The organism is Ruminococcus bromii (assembly GCF_002834225.1).
In the GTDB taxonomy this organism is placed as follows: domain Bacteria; phylum Bacillota; class Clostridia; order Oscillospirales; family Acutalibacteraceae; genus Ruminococcoides; species Ruminococcoides bromii.
In genome coordinates, this window is sequence record NZ_NNSR01000069.1 from 33,574 (window position 1) to 51,695 (window position 18,122).

General features: G+C 40.6%; 11 protein-coding genes and 3 tRNA genes. 5 read left to right on the plus strand and 9 right to left on the minus strand.

Going from position 1 to position 18,122, the window contains the following annotated elements; genetic code table 11:
• The first annotated feature begins 10 nt into the window (after positions 1–10).
• A complete protein-coding gene (locus RBATCC27255_RS07325) occupies positions 11–7,342 on the plus strand; it encodes a non-ribosomal peptide synthetase (protein WP_101029384.1) in 7,332 nt (2,443 codons plus the stop codon).
• A 360-nt stretch (positions 7,343–7,702) separates the two neighbouring features.
• Here RBATCC27255_RS07325 and RBATCC27255_RS07330 read toward each other — a convergent pair whose 3' ends face one another.
• Complete coding sequence (locus tag RBATCC27255_RS07330) at positions 7,703–8,143, minus strand: VanZ family protein (RefSeq protein WP_169923294.1); 441 nt, start codon at positions 8,141–8,143, stop codon at positions 7,703–7,705.
• A 719-nt stretch (positions 8,144–8,862) separates the two neighbouring features.
• On the opposite strand from RBATCC27255_RS07330, the gene RBATCC27255_RS07335 reads away from it, so the two are divergent.
• On the plus strand, positions 8,863–9,570 hold the full coding sequence (locus RBATCC27255_RS07335; protein WP_101029386.1) for a LytR/AlgR family response regulator transcription factor: 708 nt from the start codon (positions 8,863–8,865) through the stop codon (positions 9,568–9,570).
• A 53-nt stretch (positions 9,571–9,623) separates the two neighbouring features.
• On the opposite strand, the gene RBATCC27255_RS10480 is transcribed toward RBATCC27255_RS07335, so the two are convergent.
• Positions 9,624–9,803 (minus strand): hypothetical protein, encoded by a 180-nt coding sequence (locus tag RBATCC27255_RS10480; RefSeq protein ID WP_101029387.1) that lies wholly within the window; start codon positions 9,801–9,803, stop codon positions 9,624–9,626.
• Between the two features lie 118 nt (positions 9,804–9,921).
• Between RBATCC27255_RS10480 and RBATCC27255_RS07345 the strand changes: the two genes are divergently transcribed.
• Positions 9,922–10,851 (plus strand): ATP-binding protein, encoded by a 930-nt coding sequence (locus RBATCC27255_RS07345; protein ID WP_169923295.1) that lies wholly within the window; start codon positions 9,922–9,924, stop codon positions 10,849–10,851.
• Here the strand turns inward: RBATCC27255_RS07345 and RBATCC27255_RS07350 are convergent.
• The 6 genes from RBATCC27255_RS07350 to RBATCC27255_RS07375 all read right to left on the minus strand — a co-directional run bounded on the left by RBATCC27255_RS07350 (position 10,848) and on the right by RBATCC27255_RS07375 (position 14,714).
• Positions 10,848–11,372: a methylated-DNA--[protein]-cysteine S-methyltransferase gene (locus RBATCC27255_RS07350; RefSeq protein ID WP_101029389.1), complete on the minus strand. Its 525-nt coding sequence runs from the start codon at positions 11,370–11,372 to the stop codon at positions 10,848–10,850. The genes RBATCC27255_RS07345 and RBATCC27255_RS07350 overlap by 4 nt on opposite strands.
• 203 nt (positions 11,373–11,575) lie before the next feature.
• Positions 11,576–11,651 (minus strand) — tRNA-Gly (locus RBATCC27255_RS07355).
• Between the two features lie 6 nt (positions 11,652–11,657).
• Positions 11,658–11,733, minus strand: a tRNA-Val gene (locus RBATCC27255_RS07360).
• A 48-nt stretch (positions 11,734–11,781) separates the two neighbouring features.
• Positions 11,782–11,856: transfer RNA gene (locus RBATCC27255_RS07365), tRNA-Cys, on the minus strand.
• 263 nt (positions 11,857–12,119) lie between these two features.
• A complete protein-coding gene (locus RBATCC27255_RS07370) occupies positions 12,120–12,665 on the minus strand; it encodes an HdeD family acid-resistance protein (protein ID WP_101029390.1) in 546 nt (181 codons plus the stop codon).
• Between the two features lie 18 nt (positions 12,666–12,683).
• Complete coding sequence (locus tag RBATCC27255_RS07375; protein WP_101029391.1) at positions 12,684–14,714, minus strand: alkyl/aryl-sulfatase; 2,031 nt, start codon at positions 14,712–14,714, stop codon at positions 12,684–12,686.
• A gap of 185 nt (positions 14,715–14,899) precedes the next feature.
• Here RBATCC27255_RS07375 and RBATCC27255_RS07380 point away from each other — a divergent pair, with 185 nt between their 5' ends.
• Both RBATCC27255_RS07380 and RBATCC27255_RS07385 read left to right on the plus strand, forming a co-directional pair.
• Positions 14,900–15,622, plus strand: a complete 723-nt coding sequence (locus tag RBATCC27255_RS07380) for a LytR/AlgR family response regulator transcription factor (RefSeq protein ID WP_101029392.1) — start codon at positions 14,900–14,902, stop codon at positions 15,620–15,622.
• Positions 15,619–16,932 (plus strand): sensor histidine kinase, encoded by a 1,314-nt coding sequence (locus RBATCC27255_RS07385; RefSeq protein WP_101029393.1) that lies wholly within the window; start codon positions 15,619–15,621, stop codon positions 16,930–16,932. Before RBATCC27255_RS07380 ends, RBATCC27255_RS07385 begins: the two co-directional genes overlap by 4 nt.
• Positions 16,933–16,983: 51 nt before the next feature.
• On the opposite strand, the gene RBATCC27255_RS07390 is transcribed toward RBATCC27255_RS07385, so the two are convergent.
• Positions 16,984–18,006, minus strand: a complete 1,023-nt coding sequence (locus RBATCC27255_RS07390; RefSeq protein ID WP_101029394.1) for a carcinine hydrolase/isopenicillin-N N-acyltransferase family protein — start codon at positions 18,004–18,006, stop codon at positions 16,984–16,986.
• Between the last annotated feature and the right edge of the window lie 116 nt (positions 18,007–18,122).

Below are 18,122 nucleotides of genomic sequence, written 5' to 3' on the forward strand. Positions count from 1 at the left end.
GTCGAATATTATGAGTAATTTAATCAACTTGCTTGATACATACAAAGGTGAAAAGCGAGAGCTTTATCCGCTTACACCGAGCCAGATGGGTGTTTATCTTTCGTGTATGCACAACCCAAAAGGCACAATGTACAACATTCCCTGCACCTATGTTTTTGACAAGGGCAGTCTTGATACCGACAGACTGATAAATGCCGTAAGAAAAACTGTTGACAATCACCCTATTATGAAAATTTTCATTGACAATTCAACAGGAAGTCCGATGATGAAACTTCGTGACAGCGTTGATTTTGACATTCCTGTTATACAGGTTGACAATCTTGAACAGGCAGGCAAAGATTTTGTCAAGCCGTTTGAACTTGAAAAAGACATTCTGTTCAGATTTGCAGTTTTTGAATGCGGTGACAAATCTATGTTTGCAATGGATCTTCACCACATAATATCTGACGGCACATCTGTTTCTGTTATCTGCAATGACATTGCGCTTGCATATAACGGAAAAGAGCTTGAACCCGAAAAGTTTTCTCAACTTGATCTTTCTGTTTTTGAAGAAAAGCTTGAAGAAACCGAAGATTATAAAAAGTCAAAGGAATATTACGATAACATCTTTTCTGCAGTTGAATCAAAAACAGAAATCACGGAAGATTTTGCAGAGAATTCAGAGGTTGAGGATAAACCGAACGGTTCTTTTGAATTATCCACGAACGAAAAATTCTCCGTTGAGGATGTTCGCAATTTTGCCTTAGCAAACCAAATTACACCGTACACTGTTTTCCTCGGTGCATATGAATACGCAGTTGCAAAGTTTACGAATCAGAGTGAAACAACGGTTTGCACAGTTACCCACGGAAGATTTAACAAGCGACTTAAAAACACAGTCGGCATGATGGTTCGCACACTTCCTATCCACGCAAATATTGACGAAGAAGATACAGTTTCGGACTACCTCAAAAAAATACGCAGGAATATAAAGGAAACAGTTGCAAACGACTGGTATCCGTTCATGAAACTTGCATCTGACTATGACCTCTCTGCCGACATTATGCTTGCCTATCAGGCTGACATATTCAACACCTTTAAAATAGGCGGTCAGACTCTAAAATTAAAACTTGTTCCGTTAAAAAGTGCCATTTCAAAATTGAATGTTATGGTATTTGAATCAGAAACAGATTTTGAATTGCGTTTTGAGTACAGAAACGATTTATTTAAAGAGGAAACTATTCGTTCGTTTGCCGACAGCTTTTTAAAGATTGTTGAGCAGTTTCTTAAAAAATCCAAACTCTGCGAAGTTGAGCTTGTAAACGAAAATCAGCTTGCAGAGCTTGACAACTTCAACAAAACGGAATTTCCGTTTGACGACAGCAAAACCGTTGTTGATTTGTTTGAGGAGCAATGCAAAAAAACTCCCGACAAAACAGCGGTTGTATATAAAGAAAAGAAGTTCACCTACGCTGAAATTGATGAGATTACAAACCGAATTGCAGGTTATGTTCACTCAAAGGGTATCGGTAAAGAAGAGGTTGTTTCAATTCTGATTCCGAGATGCGAATATATGCCGATTGCGTCAATCGGTGTGCTGAAATCTGGAGCGGCATATCAACCGCTTGATCCGTCATATCCGCCCGAAAGACTTCAGTTTATGATTAAGGACGCAAACGCAAAGCTTCTTATTGCGGACGAAAATCTGCTTGAGCTTTTGCCCGATTACAGCGGTGATGTTCTTCTTACAAAGGATATTCCGAATCTTCCGAAATCGGATGCCGAAATTACAAAACCGTCCCCCGATGATTTGTTTATACTTATCTATACATCGGGTTCAACAGGCACTCCAAAGGGCGCAATGCTTGAACACAAAAATGTGCGTTCATTCTGCGATTTTCATATCAGAAACTCTGACATTGACGAACACAGCGTTGTTTCGGCATATGCAAGCTACGGTTTTGACGCCTGCCTCAGTGAAATGTATCCTGCGCTTATCGGCGGTGCCGAGCTTCACATTATTGAGGAGGACATCAGACTTGACCTTGTAAGGCTGAACAGATATTTTGAAGATAACGGAATCACCCACGCATTTATGACAACACAGGTTGCAAGACAGTTTGCAACCGAAATTAACAACCACTCGCTCAAATATCTTCTTACGGGCGGTGAACGGCTTGTTCCCCTTGAACCGCCAAAGAATTTTGAACTCATAAACGGTTACGGTCCGACAGAATGTACGGTTTACATCACATCACAACCCGTTGACAAACTCTATCACAGAATTCCTGTCGGCAAGGCGCTTGACAATATCAAGCTTTATGTAACAGACAAATACGGCAGACGGCTTCCGACAGGGGCTTTGGGCGAGCTCTGTGTATCAGGTCAGCAGGTTTCAAGAGGTTATCTTAACCGTCCCGAACAGACTGCAAAGGCATACGAAAAGAACCCGTATTGCAATGAAAACGGTTACGAAAGGCTTTATCACACAGGCGACATTGTTCGCCTTACAGATGAGGGCAAGGTTGATTTTATCGGACGAAATGACGGTCAGGTTAAAATCAGAGGATTCCGCATTGAGCTTTCCGAGGTTGACAAGATTATCCGCAAATATGACGGCATTACAAACACAGCTGTAATAGCAAGAAAGCTTGATGGCGGCGGACAATGCATTAACGCATACATTGTTGCCGACAGAAAAATTGACATTCAAAAGCTCAACGAATTTATTCTTGAACACAAGCCGCCGTATATGGTACCCGCCGCTACGATGCAGATTGACAAAATTCCGCTCAATGTAAACGGCAAGGTTGACAAGCGCAAGCTTCCCGAAATCAAGGCAGAATCTTCAAAAAAGAAAAATTCCGCTCCGAGGGAACTAACATTCCTTGAAAAGAAAATTGCCGCAATTATCGAAAGGATTATCGGACACAGCGATTTTGATATTTCCGAAAATCTCATCAACGCAGGTATGACCTCGCTTTCGGTTATCAAGCTTGCAGTTGAACTCAACAAGGCATTCGGCTTTGAGGCACAGGTTAAAAAGATGATGAAGGGCTGTTCGGTTCTTTCGATTGAGGACGAACTTCAGGAGTTTATGTTCAGCGGTACGGCAAATCCGCAAACTGTCAAAAAAGAAGAAAAGAAAGAACACAAGGCTCTCTATCCCCTTTCAAAAACTCAGCTCGGCGTGTATATTGACTGTATGAAAAATCCGTACAGCACACTTTACAATATTCCGTCAATTCTCACATTTTCAAAATCAGTCGATGCACAAAAGCTTGCCGACTGCGTTGTAAAGGTAATCAAGGCTCACCCATATATTATGACTCACCTTTCACTTGAAAACGATGATATTGAGCAGGCATATGTTGACTCTGCAAAACCGAATGTTCCCGTTGAAAAGCTTACGGAAGAACAGCTTGAAGCCTACAAAAAGGATTTTGTAAAACCGCACAATCTTATGAAAGCACCGCTGTTCAGAATCTCGGTTGCAGAAACCGAAAAGGCGGTATATCTGCTTTCGGATTTCCACCACCTTATCTTTGACGGTGCGTCCGTTGCACTTTTCTTTGAACAGCTTAAAACGCTGTACGAAGGAGGTAATATTGAGCCTGAAAGCTACACCTACTTTGATTATGCAGAGAATGAAATTAAGGCTGAAAGCAGTGATGAATTTAGAAATGCTGAAAAATTCTTCGACAATATGATGAAGGATTTTGACTCTGCAAGCGAAATTACAGCAGACCTCAGAGGTCATGCAGAGGACGGTGCTCTTGCATCTCAGGCAGTTCCCGTTGATATGGCAAGGGTTGAAAACTTCTGTTCACAGCACGGAATCACTCCAGCCCACCTTTTCCTTGCCGGCGCATTCTACGCTGTTTCAAGATTTGTAAACAGCAGAAATGTTTACATCAGCACAATCAGCAACGGCAGAAGCGATATGCGGCTTACAAACAGCTTTGGTATGTTTGTAAAAACTCTTGCGCTCGGCATTGAAATTGAGGACATCACCTCACTTGAATTTGTTGAAAAAAGCAAAGCTGTTTTCACGGATTCAATTGAAAATGAAATTTACCCCTACGCACAGCTTTGTGCAAAATACGGCTATGCACCGAACATTATGTACGAATATCAGCTTGGTGTTGTTGATAACCTTGAAATTGACGGCAAAGCTGTTGACCGTGATTACCTTGAAATGAATACTGCAAAGTTTAAAACAGCCGTTCACATTGAGGATTACAGGGGCAAGCCGAGCATTGTGGTTCAGTACAATGATGCACTTTACAGCGGTGAGCTTATGAGAACGCTTGCAAAATCCGTTCTCTGCGCTGTTGAACATATTATTGAAAATCCAAACGGCAAAATCAGAAAGGTTTCACTCCTTGACAACGCCGCAATTGCACAGCTTGAAAACTTTAAGTCAACAGAAATTGCTCCCGTTAAGACAAAACTTCTTCACAAAATGTTTGAAGAACAGGTTGCAAAAACTCCCGACAGAATTGCTCTTTCGGCTTGTGACGGTAAACTAACCTATAAAGAGCTTGACCGTCTTGCAAATATCACGGCAAACTCACTCATTGAAAAAGGTCTTGAAAAGGGCGGAAAGGTTCTTATTCTGCTTGAAAGAACCTCAAAATTCCTCATATCACTTCTCGGCATTCTCAAGGCAGGCGGTGCGTTTATTCCGTCATGTCCCGACTATCCGAAGGAGCGAATCGACAGTATTATTGAGGACAGCGACGCAGACTTTGTAATTACCGAGGGCGAACTGCTCAATAAATATGACCTCACGGTTGATGTTTCAAAACTTCTTTCGGGCAATAATGATGAAGACCCGAATGTTGATATACAGCCTGACGACCTTGCGTACCTCATCTACACCTCGGGTTCAACAGGCAAGCCAAAGGGCGTTATGCTCCGCCACATAGGCATTGCAAACTACCTTGAATACAGCGACTCAAACATTCAGGTTAAAGAAGTTGTTGACAACTGTCACGCATACGGCTCTGTAACTACGATCAGCTTTGATATGTCGCTAAAGGAAACCATGCTGTCACTCTGCAACGGTCTTACACTCGTTTTTGCAAGCGATGAACAGACGGTAAACCCATTGTCACTTGCGGAATTTTTTAAAGAAAACAATGTTGATGCGTTCAACTCTACACCGTCACGACTTTTGCAGTATATGGAGCTTGACGAATTTGCAGAAGCAATGGCAAACTGCAAGGTTATACTATCAGGCGGTGAAAAATATCCCGACAAGCTGTTAAGGATACTGCGTGAAAAAACGAACGCAATAATAATCAACACCTACGGTCCGACTGAAATCACGGTTTCTTCAAACGCAAAAAATCTTACGAATGCAGACGAAATTTCAATCGGCAGGCCGTTACGCAACTACACGGAATATATCGTTGACTCAGACAACAATCTCCTTCCAATCGGAGTTGTGGGTGAGCTTCTCATTCAGGGATGCGGTGTTGCACTCGGCTACAACAAACTTCCCGAACAGACTGCAAAGGCATTCATCGAATTTAACGGTGAACGCACCTACCGTTCGGGTGACTATGCAAAATGGACAACAGACGGCGATGTTATTATTCTCGGCAGAACAGACAATCAGGTTAAGCTGAGAGGATTAAGAATTGAACTCGGCGAAATTGAAAAGTGTCTGACCGCAGTTGACGGCATTAAGAGCGGAATTGCTCTCATCAGAAAGGTCGGCAAGGCTGACGCAATCTGCGTTTACTATACAGCCGACAGACAGCTTGATCCCGATGAAATCAAGTCAGAGCTTGCAAAATCTCTCACGGATTATATGGTTCCGAGTGCGTATGTTCAGCTTGACGAAATGCCTCTCACACCAAACGGCAAGGTCAACACAAAGGTTCTTCCCGAGCCTAAAAGCAACAAATCCGAAAGCGGTCGGTTGCCGAAGAATGAAATTGAAAAAACATTCTGCGACATCTTTGCAGAAATTCTTGAACTTGACAATGTTTTTGCAGACGATAACTTCTTTGACCTCGGCGGAACATCGCTTACAGCAACAAGAATTGTAATCTCCGCATCAAAGAAAAACATTGAGGTTGCATACAGCGACATATTTGCAAATCCTACTCCGCAGACTCTTGCAAAATTTGTGAGCAAGGATGATTCAGCCGAAGACGACCTTGAAAATCTTTCGGACTACGATTATACAAATATCAATAAAGTTCTTGAAAAGAATAATATTGATACATTCAAAAACGGTGAGCTTCAAAAACTCGGCAATGTTCTTCTGACAGGCTCTGCCGGCTTCCTCGGAGTACACATTCTCTACGAACTTCTTCACAAGTATAACGGCAAGGTTTACTGCATGATTCGTGACAAGAACAACAATCCTGCCGAAAACAGAATGAACTCAATCTACTATTACTACTTTGAAGAAAGTCTGAAAGAAAAATATCCCGACAGAGTTACCGTTATCAGCGGTGATGTTACAAGCCGTGAATCATTCGATAAATTTATTGACAAGGACATTAACACGGTCATCAACTGTGCCGCAAATGTTAAGCACTTTTCAAAGGGTACAGACATTGAAGATGTAAACCTTTACGGTACTCTCAATGTACTTGACTTCTGCAAAAAGGCTAATGCAAGGCTTGTTCATGTGTCAACAATGAGCGTAGGCGGTATGTTTGTGGGCGAACAAGGTTCTGTTGACAAGCTCAAAGAAAATCAACTTTACTTTGGTCAGCATGAGGGTTCAAAGTACACCCTGTCAAAATTCCTTGCTGAAAGAGCGATTCTTGAAGAGGTTTCAAAGGGCTTCAACGCAAAGATTATGCGTGTAGGCACACTTGCCGCAAGAAACAGCGACGGTGAATATCAGATCAATTTCACCACCAACACATTTATGGGCAGACTCAAATCTACGCTCCTTATCGGCAAATATCCGTATGAGGCAATGGAAATGCCGTTTGAGCTTTCTCCGATTGATTTTGTGGCAAAGGCAATTCTTCTGCTTGCACAGGCTCCGAAGGATTGCACCGTGTTCCATCCGTTCAATAACCACACTCTCATTATGGGCGACCTCTACACCGAGATGAACAAAATCGGACTTCATTCACAGGGTGCAGAGTATGAGGAATATATGATTGCACTTGACAGAGCCGAGCAGGATCCTGAAAAAGCAAAGATTCTTTCAAGTATGATTGCATATCAGAATATGGCTCACGGTCAAAAGACATTTACAGTCGGCAAGAACAACGCATACACAATGCAGGTTCTTTACAGAATGGGATTTGTGTGGCCCGTTACCTCGCTTGACTATATGAAACGATTCATCAACGCATTAAGAGGTCTTGGCTTCTTCGATTAATAATACAACATCAAGTCATAATAAAAGGCACAACAGCGGACATTCCGAATCAATGGATTGTCCGCTGTTTTTTATTCTATAATAACGGCAAGCATAAAAAGCACCGCCCCTGCTCTGCAAAAAACAGAACAAGGACGGTAAAGTTAAATGCTTATCAAATTATGCACTTACTGTTGAATTGATAAACAAGATTTCAATAATAACCTCTGTCTACATTTTAAATATTCAAAGTCAAAAATAAATATACTTTGGAGTAAAAGGGCGGTTTTTGGGAGTAAAAGGATTTTTTGAGTTAAATTTACAAAAGAAAAAGCTCTGTTCATGCAGAACAGAGCCTTAATTACTTAATTATACATTAAATTATGCGGTAAGCTTTTGTTTTAAATTTTGTGAAAGAATCTTGTACAAGCCGAATCCGATAAATGCACCTGTTGCATTTAGAATTATATCGTCAATGTCAACATTGCGGTACATATTGTTGATTGCAAAACCGATAAACATTTGAGTAACCTCAATCGTAACGGTAAAAGCGAATGCAAAAACAAACATCTTCCAAAGCTTAGGCTTTTTCATCCACATCATAACAAAAAATCCGAACGGAACAGATAAGAATATATTGCCGAAAATCTGTAAAAATGCCGTTTCACCGAAACCGCCGCTAACTGTTTCAGCAATTGTAGCAAACGGCACAAGATTGTACCAGGTATAGCCGTTACCGTACACAACAGGTTCATCATACAGTATCGGGAAGAAAACTATCCATGCTACCGCTGTAAGGTAAGCGATAAATACGCAAATCATAGCAGTCTTTTTTAATCCAATTTTAAAAAACAAACCAATTATTACAGTAAAAATAATTGCTATTAAACCAATCATTATAGCAAGTTCACCGGTTATCATAAATCAATATCCCTTCATAATTACTTTGCTTGACTTAACTGGTACACCATCCCTAGCTTTTACAAAGTAAAAATAATACTCACCTTTACCTACATTGTCCACAAGACAACCTTCCTATATTCTTTTATAAATTTAGAATTAGATGATATCTCCTTACCACTTATTGTGTCATATTGAAACTACAAAATTCGTCACAACACGACATAACTATTTTACAACAAATCGTACACTAATTTCAATAGCAATTGGAGTAAAATCATCATTTTAAGGAGTAAATAATTTTGAGAGTTAATTAAAGCATATAAAATTTTATAAAATATTGATTTGCCACGGAATCCGTAGTTGACAACATAAGATACTAATATTATAATTTACTATACAATGGGAGTGAAAAGATGTTTTTTGGGAGTGGATTTTACTTCTAAAATAAAAAGCAATCTTAATGATCGCCTTTTATTTTTCAGGTATTAGAGCCAGCCGAAAAGCCATCTGAAGATAGTATCAAACACTTTTTTCTCCCCCTTTATTCTGTTGTATGAAGCTACAATAACAAATAAAAAGAGCAAAATAAATATAGTTTGGAGCAAGATATTCTATTTTGAGAGTAAGAGGGTGAAAATGTGCTTGCAGCTTTATGTGACGATGATAAGTTCATAACCGAAAAGCTAAAAAACCTGCTTTTGACATATGCAAAAGAAAATCGTATAATTATAGAAATTGATGAATTTCAGAGCGGAGAGGGGCTTTTAAATTCAGAAATAGATTACGACATAATTGTACTTGATTATCAGCTAGGCAATACGGACGGTCTGACTGTTGCAAAAGAGCTTAGAAAGCGAAATGTACTTTCGTGCATAATTTTCCTGACATCATATCCTCACTTTATGATTGACGCATTTGAAGTAAACACATTCAGGTTTCTTTTAAAGCCGATTGACAAATCAAAATTATTTAAGGCAATTGACGATTATGTAAAAATTATAGATGCTAATTATCCTATAACCATTATTCAAAATAAAGAATTGAAAAAAATAAATTCGAATGAAATCTGCTTTATTGAGGCTGACGGAAAGTATTCAAATATTCATTTGTCCGATAAGATTATGCACTGCTCAAAAACTCTTTCAGGGGTTACAAAGCTGCTGCCTGCATACTGTTTCGTAAAAACTCACCGCTCTTATGTGGTAAATCTTCACTATGTAAAATCGTATTCCTCCGACACGGTATATCTGAGCAACGGAGAGGCGGCTTATCTCAGTAAAAATTATCAAAAATCCTTTCGGACATCATATATGAATTTTCTTGAAAAAAATTATGTGAGGTTATAATTTATGCTATTTTACAGCTATGCGGAGTTTGTAATAGGGCTTGTGGCAATTTTCTATTTTACTTCAAAAATATTTTCCATTACCAAGTACAAACTGTATTTTGCCCTGTCATTGATTTTTATAATTTCAACGGCATCGTTTGCCTGCTTTATAAAAAGCGACCAACGGTATGTAATTCTGCCGGTTTTGCATTTTGTTGCATTGACATTTCTTCCGATTTCACTTGGATACAATAAAAAAATAATGTTGCTGTTCTCTTCGCTCTTCTTTTCGGGATTAACATTTTTTATATCCGAAATCTATCAATTGTTGTGTTCAATCTATTCAACCGAATTTGCGAGCAGCACCAGTGTGTTTTTTAATCTGATTTCAAATCTTATTGTTTTGGGAATATTCGTACTGCTGTCAAGTCCGCTGAAAATCAAGACCAAGCTTGTGGTTGAGTCAATTACCAAACCGACAATAATTATGATATTGATTTTCCTTTATCTCGGCGGAAGTATGGCGACCTTCGGGGCATATTATATAATTCCGTCATCGGATTGCAGAACAGCTGCACTTAAAATTTTGACAATGATTGTGTCGATTGTATTCTCGTTTTCAATACCTATTCTTTTGTACAATCAGATTAAAAAGAGCCAATATATGCACGAAAACGACATCTACGAAAGACAGCTTAACGCGCAGATAAATTACTACAAGAGCATCACGACTTCGGGTTATGAACTGCGAAAAATCAGACACGATTACAATGACTTGTCAATCGGGTTAAAGTCGCTGATAAGCAATCAAAAGTATGACGAGGTTCTCCCTCTTCTGCAAAAGTATGACAGCGAGATAATCGGTTCATTTCAAATTTTGTACAACACAGGCAACGACCTTACGGATGCGATTTTAAGCGACAAGCAGAAAAATGCAGGCGACAATATCAAAATAGAATTTGAGGGGTCACTTGCAAATGTTCCTGCCGACAACATTGAAATCTGCGTGCTGTTTAACAATATGATTGACATTGCGTTTGAAAATGTTAAGGAATTTTGCGGTAACAGCAAACAGATTGTCACCTTAAAAGCCGAAACAAGGGCAGGATTTCTGTTTTGCTGTGTAAGTTTTCCGATAAAAGGTGAAATAAAAAAGGCACAGAACAATGTTCTGTACCACAGCTTTGCGTATAAAACTTTGAAAAATCTTGCCGAAAAAAACGGCGGTAAAATCGAAACAAACCTGTCAAAAAACAGGCTTGCGATAACCACAGGTTGGGCAATAAATAATATTAGTTAATTCTTTTTAAGCACAAACATTTTTGATATATCAGTCTTTTCGTTTTTGAGAAGACTGATTTTTTTATCTATGCCTCCGGCATAGCCTGTAAGATTTCCGTTTGTTCCCACAACACGGTGACACGGCACGATTATCGACACGGGATTGTGTCCCACAGCACCGCCGACAGCCTGTGCGGACATCTTGGCAATACCACTCTGTTTTGCCATAATTCTTGCAATTTCACCGTAGGTCATAACAGAGCCGTAGGGAATTGTCAGGAGAATATCCCATACAGCCTTGCGAAACTTTGAACCGTTAAGCGACAGCTTGGGCGTAAAGTCGGGTTCTTCGCCCGAAAAGTATATATCAAGCCATTTTTTGGTTTTCTCAAAAACAGGCAGACTTTTATCCTCGGTTTCACCTTTTACAGTTGAAGCAAAATACTTTTGTCCGTCAAACCACAAACCGCAAAGGCCCTCACCTTCAGACGCCATGGTTATACCGCCAATCGGAGAATTGTAATAATCGGTAAAAATCATAAGCTAACCCCACCACATTGTACATCAAAATTGAGATTGTTATGCAGACTGACAAAACAAAGAAGTCTACCATCTGTTCAGACAGCGCTTTGCTCCCTTTTTTCCGCCACCGGCGGCGGTCGTAAGGCTACACCTTCGAGCCCCTTGTTCGTCAAAAAATTCTGTAAAATAAAAAAGTACCTGCGTTACAGATACTTTTGACTTGGAGCGGATGACGGGGCTCGAACCCGCTACCTCCACCTTGGCAAGGTGGCGCTCTACCAGATGAGCTACATCCGCATATAATGGTGGGAACAACAGGGCTCGAACCTGTGACCCTCTGCTTGTAAGGCAGATGCTCTCCCAGCTGAGCTATGCTCCCACATTTTTATAATCGGAAAGCACTCCTGTTAAGAAGTGCTTTCCGTTTTGGAGGCGACACCCGGATTTGAACCGGGGCGTCAGAGTTTTGCAGACTCGTGCCTTACCACTTGGCTATGTCGCCGAACACTGAGCAATATCACTCAACAGGCATTATTTTATCACAGTAAAATCTATTTGTCAATACTGAATTTACATTTTAATAACAAAAATTAACGAAAAATTATCACATTGATATTTTATGCGTTAAAGCAAAAAAGTGACACAGCATTTTCTTTTTCAGTTTTGCACAAAACCCAAAGTCCTCAAAAAGACGGACTCTCTGAGGACTCGGGATTTTTGGGGTTATCATACTTTTTCAAAAAAGAGAAGAAAACAATACAAGTACTATTCGCCCGACTTTTCAAATGCCGAGAGAATAAGCTTTACACCGTAAACTGCAAGGAGAACACCTATTATAAAGCCGATTGTCTGTGCGGCAAATACAAGGTGGAAAAATCCGTAGATACCGCCGATTATGACAAGTATGCCGCAGAACAGCGGAATAAGCCATGCACCCGAAGATGCTGCGTTCTTAACCTTAAACGACATTGCAACGGACGAGATACCATCCACTACAAGCCAGCCTGAGAAAATACAGAGAATGATAACATCAAACATAAGTCTTATGCCCGGCATAAACATAGCAAAAATTGAAATTACTGCCGCTGCAATGCCGACAACAAGACCGAGTGTTCCCATTATTGCTTCACTCTGTTCAGCCTTTGCCTTTTTGCGTTTTGCAAAGTAGTCAATCACGGAGCATATTCCCCACACTCCGAGGAGGATTGTCACTATCCAACCGGTATTAAGGAAGGTAAGTCCCGGATAGAACATACAATAAATTGCGCCTATTATCGACAATATGCCGAAAATACAATTAAATACTTTCATAGTCACCTCATACTTTAATTAGGGTTCAATAATATTGAAATACAGCGGAAATTCGGCAATGCTTGATGTAAGGGTTTTGATGATGTCACTGTTGCCCTCAACCTTTTCAATGCCGGCGTCCATAAGTTTCTGATTGTTCTGTGCAATGCCGAGAATACCTGCGCTCTTGGTTTTGATTGTTGCGTCAGCCTTATCGCTCCACTTTTCCTGTGAATAGATAAGCACACCGTGATTTATGCGGAGAAGATATTTTGCGTTTTTATCGGTCACTTCAAGATTGATTACAAGGTTCTGATCTTCAAGCTTCTTTTCGTCAAGACAGATTCCGAGATAATCCAACATTGTTTCGGTACTCATACCGAGAGCTGTTGCACCTGAACCTTCGTAATTCGGATAATTTTTTGTACCGTTACGAAGCTCATAAGCACCTGTAAGATAAGCGTTTCTCCATGCACCGCTTTCAGCCTGATAGCCGAGCTGTTCGAGTGCGTCTGCGCAAAGATAGCGGGCGTCTTTATTTTCGGGATCTGCATATACAAGTGTGTTTGTAATCTGTGCAACCCACTGATACTCTCCCTTGTCAAAGTCTTTTTGAGCCATTTCAAGAACCTTGTCTGTGTCGCCGAGATACTCTACAAGCTTCTTTGAATATTCTGTCGGTTCAAGCTCATCAAGATGTATCGGGTTTTCGTCATACCAACCCATATACTTCTGATAAACTGCCTTTACATTGTGCTTGAGAGTTCCGTAATACTGGCGTGTGTACCAAACCTTGTTGAGTTCATCGGGGAGTTCAATCATATTTGCAATCTCGGTTGAAGTATAGCCCTGATTGATGTACATAAGTGTCTGTGAGAATATGTACTTATAGACAGAAGCTGTGTTCGCCATGTAGTCATTGATTACATCGTTGCCCCAATGAGGCCAGTTGTGAGCCTGAAAAACTACTTCGGCTTTGTCTCCGAAAAGCTCCTTTGCCTCCATAATGTACTGCGCCCACGCATTGCCGTCACGAACCTCTGCGCCACGGAGCGTATAGAGATTGTGCATTGTGCCGGAGCAGTTTTCTGCCATCCACAACGCCTTGTATTTTGGAATATAGGTATTCATCTCGGCAGGCGATTCTGTATTGGGAGTAAGCTGGAACACCATTTCAACACCGTCAACCTTGATGGTTTCGGTAGCTTTCTTTACCTCATAAGACGGTGAAATGTATGTTGTTGTGCCGCTTGAAGGGGTAAGACCGATACCTACCGACAAACTGCCCTTACCGCCCTTATCAAGCAATGATCCGTACTGAAAGTTGGTTCTGCGTTTCATTGCGTTACCTGCAAAAACATTTTCTTCCATAACAGCCTTTTCGTAGCCTTCGGGGACGATAATGAGCGTTTTGCCGGACTTAATCTGCTCGTCAAGCGGAAGTGATGAATCGGCAACATCCTTTTCGTCAATAAGTCCGCCGATACCGCCGTAGTGGTCAATGTGAGCGTGGCTTACAACAACAGCGGCAATATGCGCCTTGCCGAACTTTGATTCAAGCAGTTCAAGCGCCGCCTTTGCAGTTTCGGAGCTTGTTGTACAGTCAAAAACAATCCAGCCGTTGTCGCTCTTTACAAAGGTTACATTTGCAACATCGTAGCCTCTGACCTGATAAACACCGTCAACAACTTCAAAAAGTCCATAAAGCGAGTTAAGCTCCGTGTTTCTCCAAAGGCTTGGGTTTGCGCTGTCGGGAGTTGACGAGTTTCTGATAAAATCATATGCCGACTGGCTCCATGCAACAGTTCCGCTCTCGGTTTTGATTTCGAGTGTGTCAGGGGCAGTTATAAAGCCCTTTTTAGCAAATTCCTTTTCCTGTTCATCGGAAAAGTCAAGGGTCTTATACACCTGTGCGTTTTCGTCAGCCGTATATTTTGACGCGTCCTTTACATCGCTGTTGAATTTTGCGGATGTACTGCTGTCGCTCTGCTGACATCCGCAAAGTGCAGACGAGGCAATCAATGTTGCCGCCAAAGCAAGGCAAAGCCCAGTTTTCTTTTTGTTAATCATAGAATATTTCCTCCGTTTTTTAGCCGTTCATGATTTTTTGTTTAAGCTGAATTATAATAAATAATTGTCATTTAGTCCATACATTTGGCACAAAGTGAAAATTTTTGGCACGAAATGCAAATTAAAGTCACTATTTGCGATATTATGTGATACAATAAGAGTGATAATTATGCAGGAGGTACGGTATGAGGATTGCAATAGTTGATGATTGCGAAAATGAGCGAAATGAACTTTGCAAAAGACTTTCTCAAAGCTCATTTTCAAGGTCATATGATATTGAAATTTGCGAATATAACAGCGGAACGGATTTTCTGAATGATGCAATGCAGAACAGATTTGACCTTGTTTTTATGGATATATATATGAAAAAGGAAAGTGGAATAGACACCGCCCAAAAGCTGAGAGAGTTTGACAGGGACTGTCTTCTTGTCTTTACCACCACATCAACCGACCATGCGCTTGATGGGTTTAGGGTTCGGGCATTACATTATCTTGTAAAGCCGTACAGCGATAGTGAACTTGATATGTTGCTTGACGAGATTTCGCAGAAAATTTCCGTTGAAGAAAAATACATTGAAATTCCTTCCGCAAACGGCTCTTTGCGTGTAAAGCTTTGCGACATTTTGTATGCCGAGCATTTTAAGCACTGCATACATATTCATTGTACGGACAAATCCGAAAAGTCTGTGCGCAGTACATTTGCCGAATTTGTAAGGCCGTTTGATGACGGAGATAATTTCTTTGTGTGCAGCCGTGGCGTTATAGTAAATCTTGAGCATATCAAAGATATGAACAGCAATGAATTTGTTCTTGACAACGGTGAAAGAATCTCCATAAGTCGAAGTCTTGTAAAAAGTGCAAAAAGCACCTTTGGCGAATATATTTTTGGCAGGAGGGATTTGCATTGACAAATGTTCTCTCCCCGATGATTGAACTTGGTGTAATAATACCGGGGACTGTTCTTGCATATTTCCCGATAAAAAAACATCTCAAGGTATCAAGGCTCAGGCTGTTTCCAATATTGATTTCATCGCTTATATGCCTTTGCGCATTGTGCGGTTTTGTTTGTTACAGATACAATCTGAAATCGTTTGTGCTTGCAATACCGATAGTGCTTGCTCTTTCGGCAGCATACTGTTGTTCACTCAAAACATCCATGTGGAAATCGGTGAGTGTGTTACTTGCGGTATGCGGAGTGTTTGCCTGCATTGCGAGCATTACACGGGCGGTTGATTCGATAACATTTCCGCAGAACACAACGCCGTGGTTTGAAATTAAATCGGCTGTGCTGTTCAATATTCTATGCTGGATGTTTGTAATTCTTGCATGGTATCCTGCAACACACGGTGTGAGTGAACTGCTTGATGACGAAAACATTGCCCAGACATGGTATGTATTCTGGATTTTACCGATAATATTCATCTTGCTCAACTTTTTTATAATTCCATGGAATCCTAACATTCTCCATACAGGAAGAATTATGCAGGGTTACATTGTTATCAGCGTATCGCTTCTTGTGCTGTTGCTTATTTTCTATGCGCTGTTGTATTTTATAGCAAAAAGCCTGAACCGCAATAACAAGCTTGCTCAGGAAAATCAATTTTTGAATATGCAGAGGGCACAGTATGACGCATTAAAAGGCGCTATTGAAGAAACCCGCCAGGCACGGCATGATATGCGACATCACTTTGCCGTACTTAATGCTCTTGCCGAGCAAAAGAACTGGGAAGAACTTGAAAAATACCTTTCGTCAGCATCGCAGAATATTCCCGACACAGAGCTTGTACTCTGTAAAAATCACGCTGTTAATGCGATTATCGGACATTATTATTCAAAATGCAAGGGCAACGGTATTCCGCTCAAACTTAAAATTGACATTCCCGAAAACTTGACAGTTTCGGAATCCGATATCTGCCTTGTAATCGCAAACTTGCTTGAAAATGCACTTGAGGCGAGCATGAAGCTTGACAGAAATAAACGGCAGATTAAAATGTATGCTCATCCTCATTCGGACAGCATTATTCTTGTTTCCGTGGAGAATGCTTTCAACGGCGATATTACCGAAAAAAACGGTATTTTCGGCTCATCAAAGCGAAACGGTGACGGAATCGGAACTCAGTCGATACGCAGAATTGCCGAAAAAAGCGGCGGTTATTGCAGATTTTCTCACGAAAACGGAATTTTTAAGGCGGATGTTATGTTACACAGTCAAAACTGAATTTAAACATTATTAAAGGGAAGAAACCATTTCGGCTTCTTCCCTATTTTTTTATTCCGTAATTTCATTTTCTTTTAACGAATATTTTGTCACCGTGTTCCAATCTCGGCGGATTGAAATATCTGCGGTAAGATTTGTGTTGTCATAAACAATCGACCATTGAGTATTGCTTGTTATGTCGTTCGGATTCGGTGCTTGAGATGCCGAAACAAGAGCCTCCCACGCTGTTTCTTTTGTATAGCTATTATTCTTTTCAAGAATATTTATTATCTTATCATACCGCTCTCTGCCGTGACCGTAAACTCCGTTTTTCTGATAAGGCTTTACAAAATTTTTGTACATTACGAAAAAGTTTGTAACGGCAGGCGATTTTGTAACAACAAGCTTTCGGTCATCGCTGTTGCAATCGTACTCAATAACACGACCGTCACCGCTTGCGTCGGTAACATAAAAGTGATAATCTCTTCCGCTTGAGGCAAACATATCGTATTTTTCAAAAAGTGTAACCGCCTCTTCGGTTGACGCAGCTCTGTCAAGTATAAGACGGATTGCAAGCGTTGTGGCGATAACGGGCTTTCCGCTTTGCTGACGAACCGGCTTGCTGTCAAGTGTGAGAACTGCGATTGACACGCCCTTTTCATTGATTCCGTCAAGGCTGATAAACGGTGAGAGCAAGGTTGCAAGCCTTGTTTCATCACTCAACTCGGGGTTGTTTGCACCTACATTATCAAGTGCCGCAAACGCAACCGACCTGTAGCCGTCCTTTGGCGAACAATATACAAGCATTGACGAGGTGTCGTTCTTAAAATCATAGTTTCGCCCCATCATTACGCTGTCGGGATTTTTCATTGTAAAGGCACTGCACCCGAAATTCGGCATTTTAAGATTGACGGGATAATCGGGCAGAACCTCCTGCAAAATTGCACCGAGAGCCGACTCATCATCAAAAATTCCTCTGTCAATGATTTTATCAATGCTGTAATCGTAGCATATATCCATTTTATAAAGGTTAAAATCGCTGTAATCGGTCAGCTTTTTAACAGAATCAAGCGTATGTTTTCTTGCGTCAATCATAATGTATTCTCCTTAAAACGGGGTGTTTTCAACGCAATAATAGCATAATATTTTTATTTTTTCAACAATTTTGAGTTAATTCACAATAATTTTTTCATAAGAAAAATCGGAAAGAC